A 14,981-nucleotide genomic window follows, 5' to 3' on the forward strand; every position below is an offset into this window, starting at 1 on the left:
TTATAACAAATTTTACTATTTTCTCTTTATGCCCAAGCTATCTAAGACAGCTGGGTAGAGTTGGTATTCGGTTTCGTGGATGCGGGTTTCAAAGCTTTCTAGACTATCATCTGCTAGGCGTGGCACGTGCACTTGTTGGATGACCTGACCGGTATCCACACCAGAGTCCACCCAATGGATGGTCACACCAGACTGGTCAACACCTGCCTCCCAAGCATCCTTGATACCGTGAGCACCTGGAAATTCAGGCAGATAGGTTGGGTGAATATTGATGATACGCCCTTCATAGGCTGAGAGCAAGGTTTCTCCGACAATCTTCATGTAGCCCGCCAGACAGACCAAGTCAATCTCGTGTTTGTCCAACAAATCAACGACGGCTTGCTCGTAAGCCGCCTTATTCTCAAACTCTTTGAGTTCAAAAGCGAAGCTTGGAATGGCTAAGTTCTGAGCACGCTCTAAAACATAGGCATCACGATGATCTGAAAAGACAAAACTAACTGGAAACTGCTCTGCTATGACCTGAAAGTTGGAACCATTAGCAGAAGCAAAAACAGCGATTTTCATATTCGATACAAAGGGATGATTCGGCTTGCCGAAAAATTTCGTAGAAAAATAGGAAAACGAACAACGACGCTTGCGTCTAAGTCGTTTTATCTTTTTTCCTAGAAATTTAATCCCGTGTTCAGTTAGGCAAACTAACTAAACACTCCTTTCCTATAAAATTTAGTGACTTATTTAATCACCACACTAGCATCAGCCTTCTTGATGATACGACCAATTTCATAAACTGGTTCGTCCAAGAGCTCTTTGACGCGGTTAACATTTTCAGGACTAACAGCTAGCATAAGACCGACACCCATATTGAAGATTTCAAACATTTCTTCGTGCTTGATGTCACCATATTTTTCAAGCGCCTTGAAAATCGGAAGTACTGGCACCTTATCCTCATCGATTTCCGCAGCCAAATCATCGGCAAACATACGAGGAACATTCTCGATAAAACCACCACCTGTGATGTGGGCGATACCGTTGACCAGTTCTTCCTTGATCAATGGCAGAGCTGCTTTAACATAGATACGAGTTGGCTCAAGAAGAACATCCTTGAGTTGTTTGCCTTCAAGCTCTGGAAGCACCTCATCACCAGTGTAGTCAGCAAAGACACGACGCACCAATGAATAACCATTTGAGTGGATACCACTTGAAGCCAGTCCAAGAAGAATATCTCCTTCTTTTACTTTTGAACCGTCGATGATTTGAGATTTTTCAGCCACACCAACAGCAAAGCCAGCAAGGTCATAATCATCTTCGCCATACATCCCAGGCATTTCAGCGGTCTCACCTCCAATGAGTGCTGCTCCTGCTTGAACACAACCTTCTGCAACGCCAGCGACAACCTGTTCCAATTTGGCAGGTTCGTTTTTACCAGTCGCTACATAGTCAAGGAAGTAAAGGGGCTCTGCACCTGCTGCAATAATATCATTGACACACATGGCAACACAGTCTTGACCGATTGTGTCGTGCTTGTCGTACTTGATAGCAAGCATGAGTTTTGTTCCGACACCGTCAGTCCCTGAAATCAAGACAGGTTCTTTAACACCTGTTTGTGACAAGTCAAACATCCCACCAAAACCACCTAGAGCTCCCATGACTCCCGCACGTTCTGTACGAGCAACGTGTTTTTTTATTCTTTCAACCACTTCATAACCAGCTTCAACATCAACACCAGATTTTGCATAAGCATTTTTTTCAGACATGTTTTCTCCTTATATAATTAGCAGAGCTTATTTCACTTTTTGAATATAAAAACTTGTTTTTTCTTCTAAACTTCTGAGGTATTCTTCTTCATAATCATAAAGCGGCGTTGGATAATGTCCATCAAAGTAAGCTACGCATAAACCACCATTTGGTGCTTTTGTTTCGAGTCCAATTGATTCAATCAACCCATCTAGTGAGAGATAAGTCAGACTATCTGCGCCAATAATATCACACACTTCGTCAGCAGCGTGATTTGCTGAAATTAATTCTCGTCTTGTTTGAATATCAATACCATAAAAACAAGGATACTTTAATTCTGGACTAGCTATAGCAACATGTACTTCACTAGCTCCTGCTTCTCTTAATAATCCGACAATCCTTCTAGAAGTCGTTCCTCTTACAATTGAGTCATCAATCATAACAACGCGCTTTCCTTTGACAACACCAGATACCGCTGATAGTTTCATTCGAACACCTTGTTCCCTTAATTCTTGTGTCGGTTGAATAAAGGTTCGCTGCGTATACTGATTTTTTACAAGACCCATCTCATTTGGTAATCCGGATTCTTCAGCAAAGCCCATAGCAGCCGATAAGGACGAATTTGGGACACCAATTACAATATCAGCATCCTGTTTAAATTCTTGTGCAAGACGCTTTCCCATATTTTTTCGAGCCGTATGAACATTAACACCATGTATAGTTGAATCCGGCCTTGCAAAATAGACATATTCCATCGAACAAATTGCCAGTTGCGTTTCATCAGTATAACGATCACATTGAATACCACTATCGTCTATAAGGATAACTTCGCCAGGTTCAACATCTCTAACCCATTTTGCGCCTACCACCTCAAAAGCACAGGTCTCACTGGAAATAACCCAAGCACCATTTTGCATTTGTCCAATTGACAAAGGACGAAAGGCATTAGGGTCAAGAGCAGCAATTAATTTATCTTCTGTCATCAGTAGATAGGCGAAGCCTCCCTTTACAGTGCTTAAAGCTTCTTTTACCTTCCCCATAAAACTTGGGTTATGGCTTCGACGAATCAAGTGCATCAAAATTTCAGTATCTGAGGAGGCATTGAAAATTGCACCTTGCTTTTCTAATTCTTTCCTTAAAGAAATAGCATTTGTCAAATTACCATTATGGCATAAAGCAAATTGCCCGTCATGAAATTTATAAAGAAAAGGCTGAATATTGCGAATATCTGCAGAACCTGCAGTAGCATACCGAACATGTCCAATAGCCGCATTCCCAGTTAAATTATCTAATTCAGATTGATTCTTAAAAACTTCAGAAAGGAGCCCAACATTTCGATAACCATAGAGTTTCCCATTATCATTCGAAACAATACCAGCACCTTCTTGACCGCGATGTTGAAGGCTATGAAGCCCAAAGTAAGTGACTTGAGCTGCCTGAGGATGCCCCCAGATACCAAAGACTCCACATTCTTCATTTAGAGATTTTACTTCGTATGTCATTCTTTTTTCCTAATTCTTTTTGTATCTCATCTTAAGTAGCTTTGATGATTTTCTCAATTTTGGATCTATCGTCACCAATGCCAACATCAAAATAGAAAATCTATCAAGCTATTTTCAAGCTAATCATTGAGTCTTAGCCTCAACGGCTCCCAAATACCACTACGACAGAAAGATACAGTTAAGCTCGCTTCGCTCTTGTTTCCTTATCTGTTTTATGAAAAAATTTGAAAAAATTATTTTCCTGTAAAATATTTTACTGCACTAGCAAACAAGGCTTGGTCTTTGTTACCAGGGATATTTTGGAAGAGGCCGTCTTCCCAGCGTTCTGAGTGCCCCATCTTACCGATGATTTGACCATTCTTGCTGGTAATCCCTTCGATGGCATTGACAGAGCCATTTGGATTGTATTTAGAATCCATAGATGGTTGTCCGTCAAAGTCCACATATTGGCTCCAGATTTGACCATTGTCTCTTAGCTCTGCAAATTCAGAAGCGCTGACAACAAATTTACCTTCACCGTGTGAAACTGGGATGGCATGAATATCGCCGACCTCAACTCCTACCAACCAAGGTGAGTTGGTATTTGCGATACGAGTCTCAACCATCTTGGCAACGTGCTGGTTGGCATCGTTATAGAAGAGGGTTGGACTTGTCTCACCAGCTTCCTCGAAGTTTCCGTATGGAAGAAGACCTGATTTGACAAGGGCTTGGAAACCATTACAGATACCGATGATAAGGCCACCTTTTTCGATGAAGCTGTCAATAGCTGCGCGAACCTTCTTGTTAAGCAAGATATTGACGATAAACTTAGCAGACCCATCTGGTTCATCCGCTGCTGAGAATCCTCCAGCAAAGAAGATGATATTTGCCTTAGCAATATTAGCGACCATTGTGTCAACTGAGTCAGCAATAGCAGCCTCATTCAAGGTTACAAATGCTACCAAGTTGACACTAGCTCCAACCTGTTCAAAGGCCTTAGCTGAATCATATTCTGAGTTGGTACCAGGGAAGACTGGAATGTAAACCACTGGTTTTTCAATTGTTTCCTTAGCCTTGATAACAGTATCTGATACCACAGCAGGAACTTCTTCAAGAGCGTCTGCCTGTTCAAACTCTGTTGGGTAAACCTCTTCCAATTTGCCTTCGAAGACTGATAGAAGGCTTGCCCCAGCAAGGTCATTTCCATTGACAGTAAGTGTAAAGGCTGCCTGAGTTTGACCGATTTTCACCGAGTCAGCAATTTCCTCAGCTGATGTAAAGACAAAGCCTCCGAGTTGAGCTGTCAAGCTACTGTCAAGCTCTGCAATTTCAACAGAGGCCCCGATACGGTTACCAAAAGTCATGAGAGCAAGACTTTCTAGGACACCACCGTATTTAACAGCTGAAGCAGCAGTAATCTTATGTTGAGCTTGAATAGTCTCGAACTGGCTAAAGTTAGCCTTGATAAGGTCAAAATCAATATCTTCTGAAATAGCTTGACCTGGAATGTAGTAGATATTCTCACCAGCCGCTTTAAACTCAGGAGAGAGAACCTTGCGGCTGTCCGCTGTTGTCACACCGAAAGCTACCAAGGTTGGCGGTACTGTCAATTCTTCGAAAGTACCAGACATAGAGTCCTTACCGCCGATTGATGGCAATCCAAGTTGAATCTGAGCCTCAATAGAACCAAGAAGAGCTGATACTGGCTGACCAAAACGCTCTGCCTGTTTATCCATACGCTCGAAATACTCTTGGTAAGAGAAACGTGCACGAGACCAGTCAGCACCCGTTGCTACCAAGCGAGCTGTCGCTTCAATGACAGCATAGGCAGCACCGTGGTAAGGTGACCATTCTGCAATATAAGGATTGTAACCTTGAGCCATAACAGATGCAGTTGTTGTGACACCGTGTTGAACTGGCAATTTTTGAACAGAGCTTTCTGTTGGTGTGATTTGGTAACGGCCACCGATTGGGTGGTTAACGGTTGAGCGACCAACAGATGAGTCAAAGATAGTTTGGAGACCTTTTTGACTAGCGTGGTTGAGGTCAGACAAGACCTTAAGCGTATCCGCTTCAAGTGTCTCTGCTGATGTTGTGCGTACCTCTGGAACTGTCAAGTCTTTGTCAACGACTTTAGCATCAACAACGACACGGACACCGTTGGTATCAAGGAAACGGCGTTCCAAGTCAACAATTGTTTCACCATCCCAAGTCATGACAAGGTTTGGTTTTGCAGTAATAGTAGCAACCACAACGGCATCGATATTTTCCTTGTTGCAGGCTGCGATGAAGGTATCCACGTCACTAGGACGAACAACGACTGACATACGCTCTTGTGATTCTGAGATTGCAATTTCAGTACCATTAAGACCTTGGTATTTAAGCGGTACCTTGTCCAAATCGATTTCAAGACCGTCAGCCAATTCACCGATGGCAACACAGACACCACCTGCACCGAAGTCATTTGATTTCTTGATTAGGCGAGTGACATTACCATTACGGAAAAGGCGTTGAATCTTACGTTCTTCGATGGCATTCCCTTTTTGTACCTCTGCGCCAGCTGTTTCCACAGATTCAACCGTTTGAACCTTAGATGAACCTGTCGCACCGCCGACACCGTCACGACCTGTTTTACCACCGAGCAAGATGACCACATCGCCTGCTTCTGGTTTTTCACGAACCACATTTTCCTTAGGTGCAGCACCAACCACAGCTCCAAGCTCCATGCGTTTGGCTACAAAGCCAGGGTGAAAGTACTCACGCACATAAGTTGTCGCAAGCCCAATCTGGTTACCATATGAAGAATAGCCGTGCGCCGCAGTTTTAGAAATAACCTGTTGCGGCAATTTACCAGCACGTGTTTCCGCAATCGGAGTCGTAATATCGCCTGCGCCTGAAATACGCATAGCCTGATAAACGTATGAACGTCCTGACAACGGGTCACGAATGGCACCACCGATACAAGTTGCTGCGCCACCAAATGGCTCAATTTCTGTTGGGTGATTGTGAGTCTCATTCTTAAACATGAGGAGCCAAGGCTCTTTTACACCATCAACATCTACTTCAATTTCAACTGAGCAGGCATTGATTTCATCTGAGACTTCCATATCATCCAGTCGTCCATTGGCACGTTCATAACGACCAAAGATAGTCGCCATATCCATAAGTGTCTGCGGCTTTTCAGAACGACCAAGTTCATCACGCATGGCGATATATTTGTCATAAGTCGCCTGCAATTGTTTTTGGAATTTAGAAGCTGAAAAGTCGATGTTTTTCAACTCAGTTTCAAAGGTTGTGTGACGGCAGTGGTCTGACCAGTAAGTATCCAAAACTTTCAACTCAGTCTCAGTTGGCACACGCCCGATTGATTTGAAATAATCTTGGATGAAGAGAAGATCATCGACCTCCATAGCCAAGCCCTGCTCTGCCTTATAGGCCGCAAAATCGTCAGCCTTATAAGTTTCAAAGAAATCAAGACTAGGGATTGTCTTATCAGACACAGAGAAAGCCTGCTCTTCAAGCGGCAAGGTAATGTCCTTGAAACGTGAATCAACAGGATTCAAAAGATAGTTCTTAACGGCTTCAAGCTCTGCTTCTGCAATATCCTTATTGACCAAGTAAAGCTGGGCTGTATTGACCTTAACCTGACTGTCACTTCCAAGCAATAGCAAAGATTCTTGCGAACTAGCAGCACGTTGGTCAAATTGACCAGGAAGCGCCTCAATGGCAAAGAAGGCAACCTTATCAAGCTCCGCAGTGATTTCAGTTTCCGTCAAAAGACAGTCTGTCACCTGCTCAGAGAAAATATGCTTCTCAGCACGCGCCAGCAAATCCTCAGCCAAATTGAAGACATCATAGACCTGCACAATACGCAAATCCTTCAAAGAAGTCAGTTGTAGATTATGCGTCAACTCTTTCACAAGACTAGCCGATTTAATGTCAAAGTCAGCCTTTTTCTCAACAAAAATACGTTTATTCATATAAGATACCAAGTCCGACAAGGGAGCGACTGAAAAATAGGAGGATATCTGAAATTGAGATTTCAGTAAGCCCAATCTTTTTTCTGAGTTTCCCGAACGGATTCAATTCCTTCCTCTTCTAATTACAATGCTATCAACTTCTCAAGTACAACTTGATAGACATCGGTCAAGCTACCAAGATCTCTACGAAAAACATCCTTGTCCATATGATTTCCTTCAGCATCCCATAGACGGCAGTTGTCAGGTGAGAACTCATCAGCCAAGATGATTTTGCCATCCTTGTCAAATCCGAACTCCAACTTGAAGTCAATCAAGTTAAGCCCAATCTGAGCAAACCAATCTTTCAAGAGTTCATTAATACGGCGAGTCTCTCCTTTCAGATAAGCAATCTCCTCATCATTAACAATACCCAAAAACTTCATATGCTCATCATTGATAAAAGGATCATTCAGATCATCATTTTTGTAGTAAAATTCCACAATTGGAGTTTCAAGAACGCGTCCTTCTTCCACTCCAAAACGTTTTGAAAATGAGCCTGCTGTCACATTCCGTAATACCACCTCAAGTGGAATAATATCAACTTTTTTATTCAATTGTTCGTTTTTTGAAATTTGCTCAATATAATGTGTCACCACACCAGCCATATTTAATTTCTCAAAAATAAGAGATGAAATCTGATTATTTAGTGCTCCCTTGCCATCAATAGTCTCCTTACGAGCTCCATTCAACATAGTAGCTTGGTCTTTATAGACCGTTCTAATCACATTTTCATCTTTTGTACTATAAATATCTTTCGCTTTTCCTGTATAAATAAGCTGGTTATTCACTTTATTATTCGCCTTTCTCTTATTTTAAGAGTTATTCTAACACACAACATTATCTAATACAACAAAAACTTTATTTAAAATCAAAAAAAAGAAGAAATGTTCGTATTTTCTTCCTTTTTATTATTACTTATGTTCAATGATATAATCTAATAGTTGTTGGACGCTTGACATGTGTTCGACAGCCTCATCTGGAATCTCTAGATGAAACACATCTTCCAAATGATAATAAACTCTGTTAAAGCGATAGAGTCAATTGCTAAATCATCATGTAACGATGACTCTGGTGTGATATCTAACTGTGGGTCACCAAGTTGCTGCCTTAATAATTCCAGCATCTTTTCAAAAACTTCATCTCTTGACATGAGTTCACTCCTATTCATCTGTAAAGGCATCAACTAATTGATCAACTACTTGAGTTTCCAACATTGTACGAACTTGCTTCAAAGTAGAATAAACAGCTTTAGAATCACTTGATCCATGGCATTTTACTATTGGAGCTTTTAAACCAAAAAGAACCGCACCACCCGCGCTTGAATAGTCCATACTATCTTTTAGCTGATATAGGCTATCTTTTAATAGAAGTGCTCCTAATTTAGCTTTCACGCCACCTGATTTAATTGAAGATTTTAGGCTTCCCATAATACTCATAGCTGTACCTTCCATTGTCTTTAGAACAGCATTTCCAGTAAAACCATCAGTGACAACAACATCTGCTACACTTGACATCAAATCACGTGCTTCAATATTTCCAATAAAATTAATAGAAGGCTCTGCTGCTAACAGTTCATAGGCTTCTTTATGAAGAGAATCGCCTTTTGTTTCTTCCGTTCCGTTATTTAAGAGACCTACACGAGGAACTTCAATACCACGGACATTTTTTGCATAAAACGACCCTAAAATAGCATATTGATGAAGATGAGAAGCTGTGTTTTCTGCATTAGCTCCTAAATCAAGCATATCAAAACCCACACCATCTAACGTAGGTATAGTTGACATTAAGCCTGGTCGATCAACACCTTTTATACGTCCTACTACAAACAAACCAGCAGCTAATAAAGCTCCTGTATTCCCTGCAGAAATAAAGGCCTGTGCAACACCATCTTTGACTGCCTTAGCTCCTAAGACCATCGAAGACTGTTTTTTACGACGAACAGCTTTAGCAGGCTCATCATCAGAATTAATTTTTTCTTCAGTATGAATAATACTAACTCGCTCCGTTACTGTTAAATATTTCTCAATTTTTTTCTGATCGCCATAGAGTTGTACTTCAATATCACTAAAATCTGAAATAGCTTGATTAACACCCTCTACAATAGCTTTGGGAGCGTAATCTCCACCCATAGCATCTACAGCAATTTTCTTCATGAATGAACTCCTCATAAAAACTTAGTGGCTATATTATAGCACGTTTCTTTATTTTTTTCACAAGAAGGCAATAATAGCTAATATCTAACAGATACTCTCACTCTTTCCAAAGAAAAGTATGCTAAACAACCTACTAATATCAAAGAACATAGTACTCCCCCTTCAAAACCAAAATCCCCACCATTCCAAAGAGCAAAGCTAGAATTTTCAGTAATTCTAAAAAGAGAAACAGGAGAATACCCCCCACTAACCTTATTACCTAATACACATCCCATAGTAAAATTCCATGTAGTATGAACTCCTGTAACAAAAAGAATATTTTGGGTCATATTAAAAAGAATAGAAAAAATAATACCAAGTAAAAATAAATTAAAAAGTGCTATTGCTGTGATACCATAGTTTCTAAAGTGGATAAAGGAAAACAACATAGAATTGCATAAAACACCTGCAAAACTACCTTTAAATTTGGTAACTGTTGTCATAACATATCCTCTAAATAAAATTTCCTCTGTCAAGCTTTGGATAAAGTATGCAAGAAATAAAAAGGAAAAAGGTCCAAAAGAAAAGGAATTGCTGGAAGAAATTTCCACAAAACCTGATAACCAGTGGCAAATATAAATAAAAAACATCAGTAAACTACCAGTAATAAATCCTGAGATCGTTGTTAAAACATTATTATCTTTAGTAAATCCCAAGGAAGTAAAATCCCTTTTTTGGAAATAGATTAAAAATAGTAAAATACTTGCCAAAATAGGAACAAATAGTAAAAGCGCAATGTATAAATTGAATTTATAATCATCAGGTAGCAATTTTACTACAAGGCGTCTGCTTACAATGATGCCGATAACTTGAATTAGAACTGCACCAATAACTGGCACAAACCAGTTAGCAAAAAAGAGTTTATTGGTAATGTATAATGTTTTTTTCATCTCAAATATCCTAAAAATTAATTCCATATTAGTTTATCCTAATATTAAAAAAAAGAACATGACACTAATGTCATGTTCCTCTTTACAACTTAATCTGATTTCATAATACTTCCCCAACTAGACAAATCATCAATAAATTTTTTACTTTTAAGATGAATCCCTACATATTCATCGTAAATCATGTCCAAAAATTGACGAATTTTAAGTTTCATCTCAGGTTTCACAGAAATTGTTTGTAAATCATCAAATTGAATTGACTGAAAACGATTGATTAAGTATAGCATATTAGGATCTAGGTGGTTTCTTCTCTCGTCTTTATAATAATGGTTTGGACATAATAATCCAGAATATTTGTGTGAAAAATCAAAAGGTAATCCTGCCCTATGACAAAAAACACAATCATGAAAATTTAAAGCAACACCGAACCTCTCTAGTAGTTGTACTTCAAAAATATTCGTTAGAATCTCATAATCTAAACCGTCCTCAATCAATTCTAACGTTTTCTTTAGGAAAATAAATAATTGAGCATCCGCTACATTATCACTAATAGCCACATCAGCCAAAGAAGTAATATAACTCGCATATGACAACTTAAACAAGTCTGAATTAATTTCTTGAAATGCTAAAACTTCTTTATAATCATCAATATAAGAAAGACCATTATCATTAATTTTTAAAATAAAATGAGCAATAGTCAAAGGTTGGAGCACAGCATTGAATTTTGACTTTGAAGCATGCTTTACAAAAAACATCCTTTTTCCCTCAGTCTCCGTAAAGATTTTAACTAATTTATCATCTTCACGATAATTACGATTATACAAAACGAGACCGTATGTTTGACTAACCCTCATATGATTCCATAAAAACTTTCAATCTAGCCATTGCTGTTTCAATAACTTCCATACTAGCAGCATAAGAAAGACGTATATATCCTTCACCATATTTACCAAAAGCCACCCCTGGAATAATAGCTACTGCTTGTTGATAAGCAAAATCCTGACAAAACTTAAAAGAATCCTGTGGATAACTATCAGGTATTTTAGCAAAGATATAAAAAGCGCCACTCGGTTTAATTATTTTGAAACCAAGTTTAGACATTTTATCAATGATATAATCTCTACGTTTAATATATTCTTGACGCATAGGTAACGTATCATTTTTACCCACAGATAAGGCTTCTACCCCAGCAAATTGCGAAATAGTACTAGCAGCTGTCACCATGTATTGATGACTTTTAATGATTTGAGCAGTAAATGCTTCAGGAGCATACACCAATCCAACTCTCCAACCAGTCATAGCATGTGATTTTGATAAGCCATTAATTAAGATAGTTTGGTTAGGTAAATATTCTGCAATTGAAACATGCTGCTGACCAGTGTAAGTTAACTCAGAATAAACTTCATCACTAATAACAAAAATATCATATTTTTTAAAGACTTCAGCTAATGCAGCAATTTCTTGCCTTGAATAGGTAATACCTGTAGGGTTAGTAGGATAATTAAGTAAAACAGCCTTTAATTTTTCACCTTGTTGGATAATAGCCGTTTCTAACATTTCAGGAGTTAGTCTAAAGTCATTTTCTCTAGTATCAATTTCTACGATATCAGCTCCTACAAGGTTAACTATTGGCTCATATCCTGGATAAGCGGGGGCGGGTAATAGAACAACATCACCAGCTTCTAAAATAGCTATAAGAGATGCAGACAGAGCTTCTGTGGCACCTATCGTAACCAAGATCTCACTATCAGGATTATAAGTAAGATTATATTTATCCTTTGCAAAATCTGCAGCAGCTTGCCTTAGAGCTAATAAACCGCTCATACCAGTGTAATACGATTGATTCGCATCAATAGCTGATTTAGCTGCTTCTTTAACATGATCAGGAGTGGTAAAATCTGGTTCTCCAAGAGTTAATTTTACCATTCCAGGTATATCTGAAATAGATTGATCAAACTGACGAATTAAGGAGACCTCTATTCTATCTAAGTACTTATTAAATCGTTTCTCTAATGTCATCATAACCTCCTGATAAGAAATAATATATTTAATTATACAAGAAAAATAATTTGTGTCCAGTTTTCCGTCATTAAATGATAAAAAACCTGTTAATAACAGGTTTTTTGTCATTTTAGTTTATTCATTTCAAATAATGGTGATAAAGGACGTTTCTCGTGAATACGGATAATAGCTTCACCAATCAATTCCGCAATTGAAATTTGTTCAATCTTATCAATCAAACGTTCTTCAGGGAGGTAAATCGTATCTAACACAATTAATTTTTCAATAGCTGAATTTTGAATATTATCCAAAGCCGGCCCTGATAAAACAGGGTGAGTACATGAAGCATAAACAGCTGTTGCCCCTGCTTCAGCTAAAGCGTCTGCAGCATGGCAAATAGTACCTGCAGTATCAATCATATCATCAATTAAAATACATTTTTTACCTTTGATATTACCAATAATATTCATTACTTCAGATGTATTCATTTTAGTAACACTACGGCGCTTATCAATGATAGCAATCGGTGTCTTTAAACACTGTGCCAGCTTACGTGCACGTGTTACACCACCATGATCAGGACTAACGACAACAACATCATCACCAACCAATCCCTGACGATCAAAGTAATCTGCAATAAGGGGAGCCCCCATAAGGTGATCAACGGGAATATCAAAGAATCCCTGAATTTGAGCTGCATGTAAATCAACTGTTAAAAGACGATCAACACCAGCAACTTCTAGCATGTTCGCAACGAGTTTCGAAGTAATAGGTTCACGAGAACGTGCCTTGCGATCTTGACGAGCATACCCATAGTAAGGCATTACCACACTAACAGACTCCGCACTAGCACGCTTTAAAGCGTCAACCATAATTAAAATTTCCATCAAATTATCATTAACTGGTGAGCTTGTTGATTGTAAAATAAAAACATGATGGCCACGAATAGACTCTTCAATATTAACTTGAATCTCACCATCAGAAAATTGGCGAACTGTCGATTGACCTAGCGGAATTCCAATCGTCTGAGACACTTTTTTCGCTAGTTCTTTGTTTGATGACAGTGCAAACAATTTTAAATTAGAATAAGACATGATTTCCTCCAAAACTTTAGTCCTATACCATTTTAACGCTTTTTACACAATTTTTCAATCCAAAATAAACCATACCTAATTAATAAACAAAAAGGAGACCACGAAAGATCTCCTTAGTATTCATTAATTTGGGTAAATATAGTAAACAGAGCCAGAAGCACTAGGGTTAAATGAACCACGGTAATTGCCAATGCTCATATTTCCAGCATAGTTTGATTCCATAACTTGGATAGATGAATTGTTAGCCACTGACGTTACTACTGCAACGTGCCCGTAACCACCACCATCATATGGCCAAACAGCTACTGCACCAACACGAGGGGTAGTTCCTACAGAATAACCAGCTGCACGTGCACTAGCACCCCACTGATTAGCATTTCCCCAATAGTTACCAACCCAAGAAGCCATTGACTTAGCTCCCCAAGTACATTGTCCCATTGGGTATGTGTTACTTGAATCATAACTTCTGACAACAGGTTTTGATACCGATCTAGGTGTTGAAGAAACAACTGCTTTAGGTGCTTCAACTGCTTTAGTTACTACAGAAGGTTGAGCAACTTTTGGCTCATTAGTAGCTGTAGCTGTAGTTTTAGCAACAGTAGTTGCCGAAGAAGTAGCCGTAAGATTAGAAGGCTTTATTTCAGTTCTCGGTTGTGTTTGAACTGTTTCAGTAGGAGCTGTGGCAGACTCAACTTGTGCTGCTGCCTGTGCTTGTGCTACAGACTCAGCTTGTGCTTTCGCTTCAGCTTGTGCTTTCGCTTCAGCTGCTGCTTGTGCTTCAGCTGCCTTACGCGCAGCTTCCTCAGCTTGTGCTTTTGCCTGAATTAAAGATGCTTTTTCATTTTGGACTGTAGTCAATTGAGCAGATAACTCTAATTGAGCTGCTTCTAATTGTGCTCTTTGTGTTGCTAAGGCTGCTTTATTATTTTCGATAGCTTGCTTGTTAGCTGCTACAGTATTTATAGCATTTTGATTTTCAATTTGTTTAGCTTCTAAGGCCGCTTTGTCAGCCTCTTGTTGTGCTAACATCTTTTCATTAGCTGAAACAACCTCACGAATAGCAACAACACGATTAACAGCATCAGATACTGATTTCGAATTTAAAATAGTATTAATATAGTTAGTCAAGTTACCCTTTTGAGCACTACGAACTTGCTTTTTCAAAGATTCGTTACGTGCAACAATTTTATTAGAAAGAGTTTGAATCTCTTGACCTAACTGCTGAGATACAGCCTCAAGTTGAGCATTTTGCGCTTCTAATTCTGATTGTTGAGACTCTAAAGCACCAACTTGTCCTTTAATAGCAGTCACCTGGTTTTGTGCTGCTGCTTGTTGCCCTGATAAAGTATTGATTACTGAATCAGTAGCAGCAATTTTCGAGTCAAAGTCATCAGCGTTTACTGTTACGGCAGCAGTTCCAAGAGTTACTCCACTCACAAGGACTGCTGATAATATTCTTTTTTTCATTTTTATTAAACTACTCCTTTACGATAAGACATTAAATATTTTACCAAAAAATTCACGAAATTATATTACGTCATTGTTACATTTATATTTGAAATCAACTATTTCT

At 38.9% G+C, this 14,981-nt stretch carries 11 protein-coding genes and 1 pseudogene; all 12 read right to left on the reverse strand.

The genetic code is table 11. From position 1 onward, the window contains the following. Positions 1–15 precede the first annotated feature (15 nt). The 12 genes and pseudogenes from purN to EGX70_RS07830 all read right to left on the reverse strand — a co-directional run bounded on the left by purN (position 16) and on the right by EGX70_RS07830 (position 14,875). Entirely contained in the window at positions 16–564 is a 549-nt protein-coding gene (purN, locus tag EGX70_RS07775; RefSeq protein WP_000685109.1) for a phosphoribosylglycinamide formyltransferase, read from the reverse strand. A gap of 167 nt (positions 565–731) precedes the next feature. After that, entirely contained in the window at positions 732–1,754 is a 1,023-nt protein-coding gene (gene purM, locus EGX70_RS07780) for a phosphoribosylformylglycinamidine cyclo-ligase (protein ID WP_001291328.1), read from the reverse strand. Between the two features lie 27 nt (positions 1,755–1,781). Beyond that, complete coding sequence (gene purF / locus EGX70_RS07785; RefSeq protein WP_000220676.1) at positions 1,782–3,236, reverse strand: amidophosphoribosyltransferase; 1,455 nt, start codon at positions 3,234–3,236, stop codon at positions 1,782–1,784. A gap of 233 nt (positions 3,237–3,469) precedes the next feature. Next, on the reverse strand, positions 3,470–7,195 hold the full coding sequence (locus EGX70_RS07790; protein ID WP_001042250.1) for a phosphoribosylformylglycinamidine synthase: 3,726 nt from the start codon (positions 7,193–7,195) through the stop codon (positions 3,470–3,472). A gap of 122 nt (positions 7,196–7,317) precedes the next feature. Next, complete coding sequence (gene purC, locus EGX70_RS07795) at positions 7,318–8,022, reverse strand: phosphoribosylaminoimidazolesuccinocarboxamide synthase (RefSeq protein WP_001064659.1); 705 nt, start codon at positions 8,020–8,022, stop codon at positions 7,318–7,320. Between the two features lie 123 nt (positions 8,023–8,145). Then, positions 8,146–8,384 (reverse strand): annotated as a pseudogene (locus EGX70_RS07800) (phosphopantetheine-binding protein). 10 nt (positions 8,385–8,394) lie between these two features. Next, positions 8,395–9,387, reverse strand: a complete 993-nt coding sequence (plsX, locus tag EGX70_RS07805; protein ID WP_000717407.1) for a phosphate acyltransferase PlsX — start codon at positions 9,385–9,387, stop codon at positions 8,395–8,397. A 77-nt stretch (positions 9,388–9,464) separates the two neighbouring features. Then, positions 9,465–10,343, reverse strand: a complete 879-nt coding sequence (locus tag EGX70_RS07810) for a CPBP family intramembrane glutamic endopeptidase (RefSeq protein WP_172581985.1) — start codon at positions 10,341–10,343, stop codon at positions 9,465–9,467. 62 nt (positions 10,344–10,405) lie between these two features. Next, on the reverse strand, positions 10,406–11,167 hold the full coding sequence (gene recO, locus EGX70_RS07815; protein ID WP_001266269.1) for a DNA repair protein RecO: 762 nt from the start codon (positions 11,165–11,167) through the stop codon (positions 10,406–10,408). Next, positions 11,157–12,332, reverse strand: coding sequence for a pyridoxal phosphate-dependent aminotransferase (locus EGX70_RS07820; RefSeq protein WP_000171457.1), 1,176 nt, complete (start codon positions 12,330–12,332; stop codon positions 11,157–11,159). The genes recO and EGX70_RS07820 overlap by 11 nt, the downstream gene beginning before the upstream one ends. Positions 12,333–12,439: 107 nt before the next feature. After that, entirely contained in the window at positions 12,440–13,408 is a 969-nt protein-coding gene (locus EGX70_RS07825; protein WP_000122450.1) for a ribose-phosphate diphosphokinase, read from the reverse strand. A 123-nt stretch (positions 13,409–13,531) separates the two neighbouring features. Further along, entirely contained in the window at positions 13,532–14,875 is a 1,344-nt protein-coding gene (locus EGX70_RS07830; RefSeq protein ID WP_000746079.1) for a CHAP domain-containing protein, read from the reverse strand. Between the last annotated feature and the right edge of the window lie 106 nt (positions 14,876–14,981).

The sequence above is a fragment of the Streptococcus sp. FDAARGOS_522 genome, from assembly GCF_003812445.1.
GTDB lineage: Bacteria > Bacillota > Bacilli > Lactobacillales > Streptococcaceae > Streptococcus > Streptococcus agalactiae.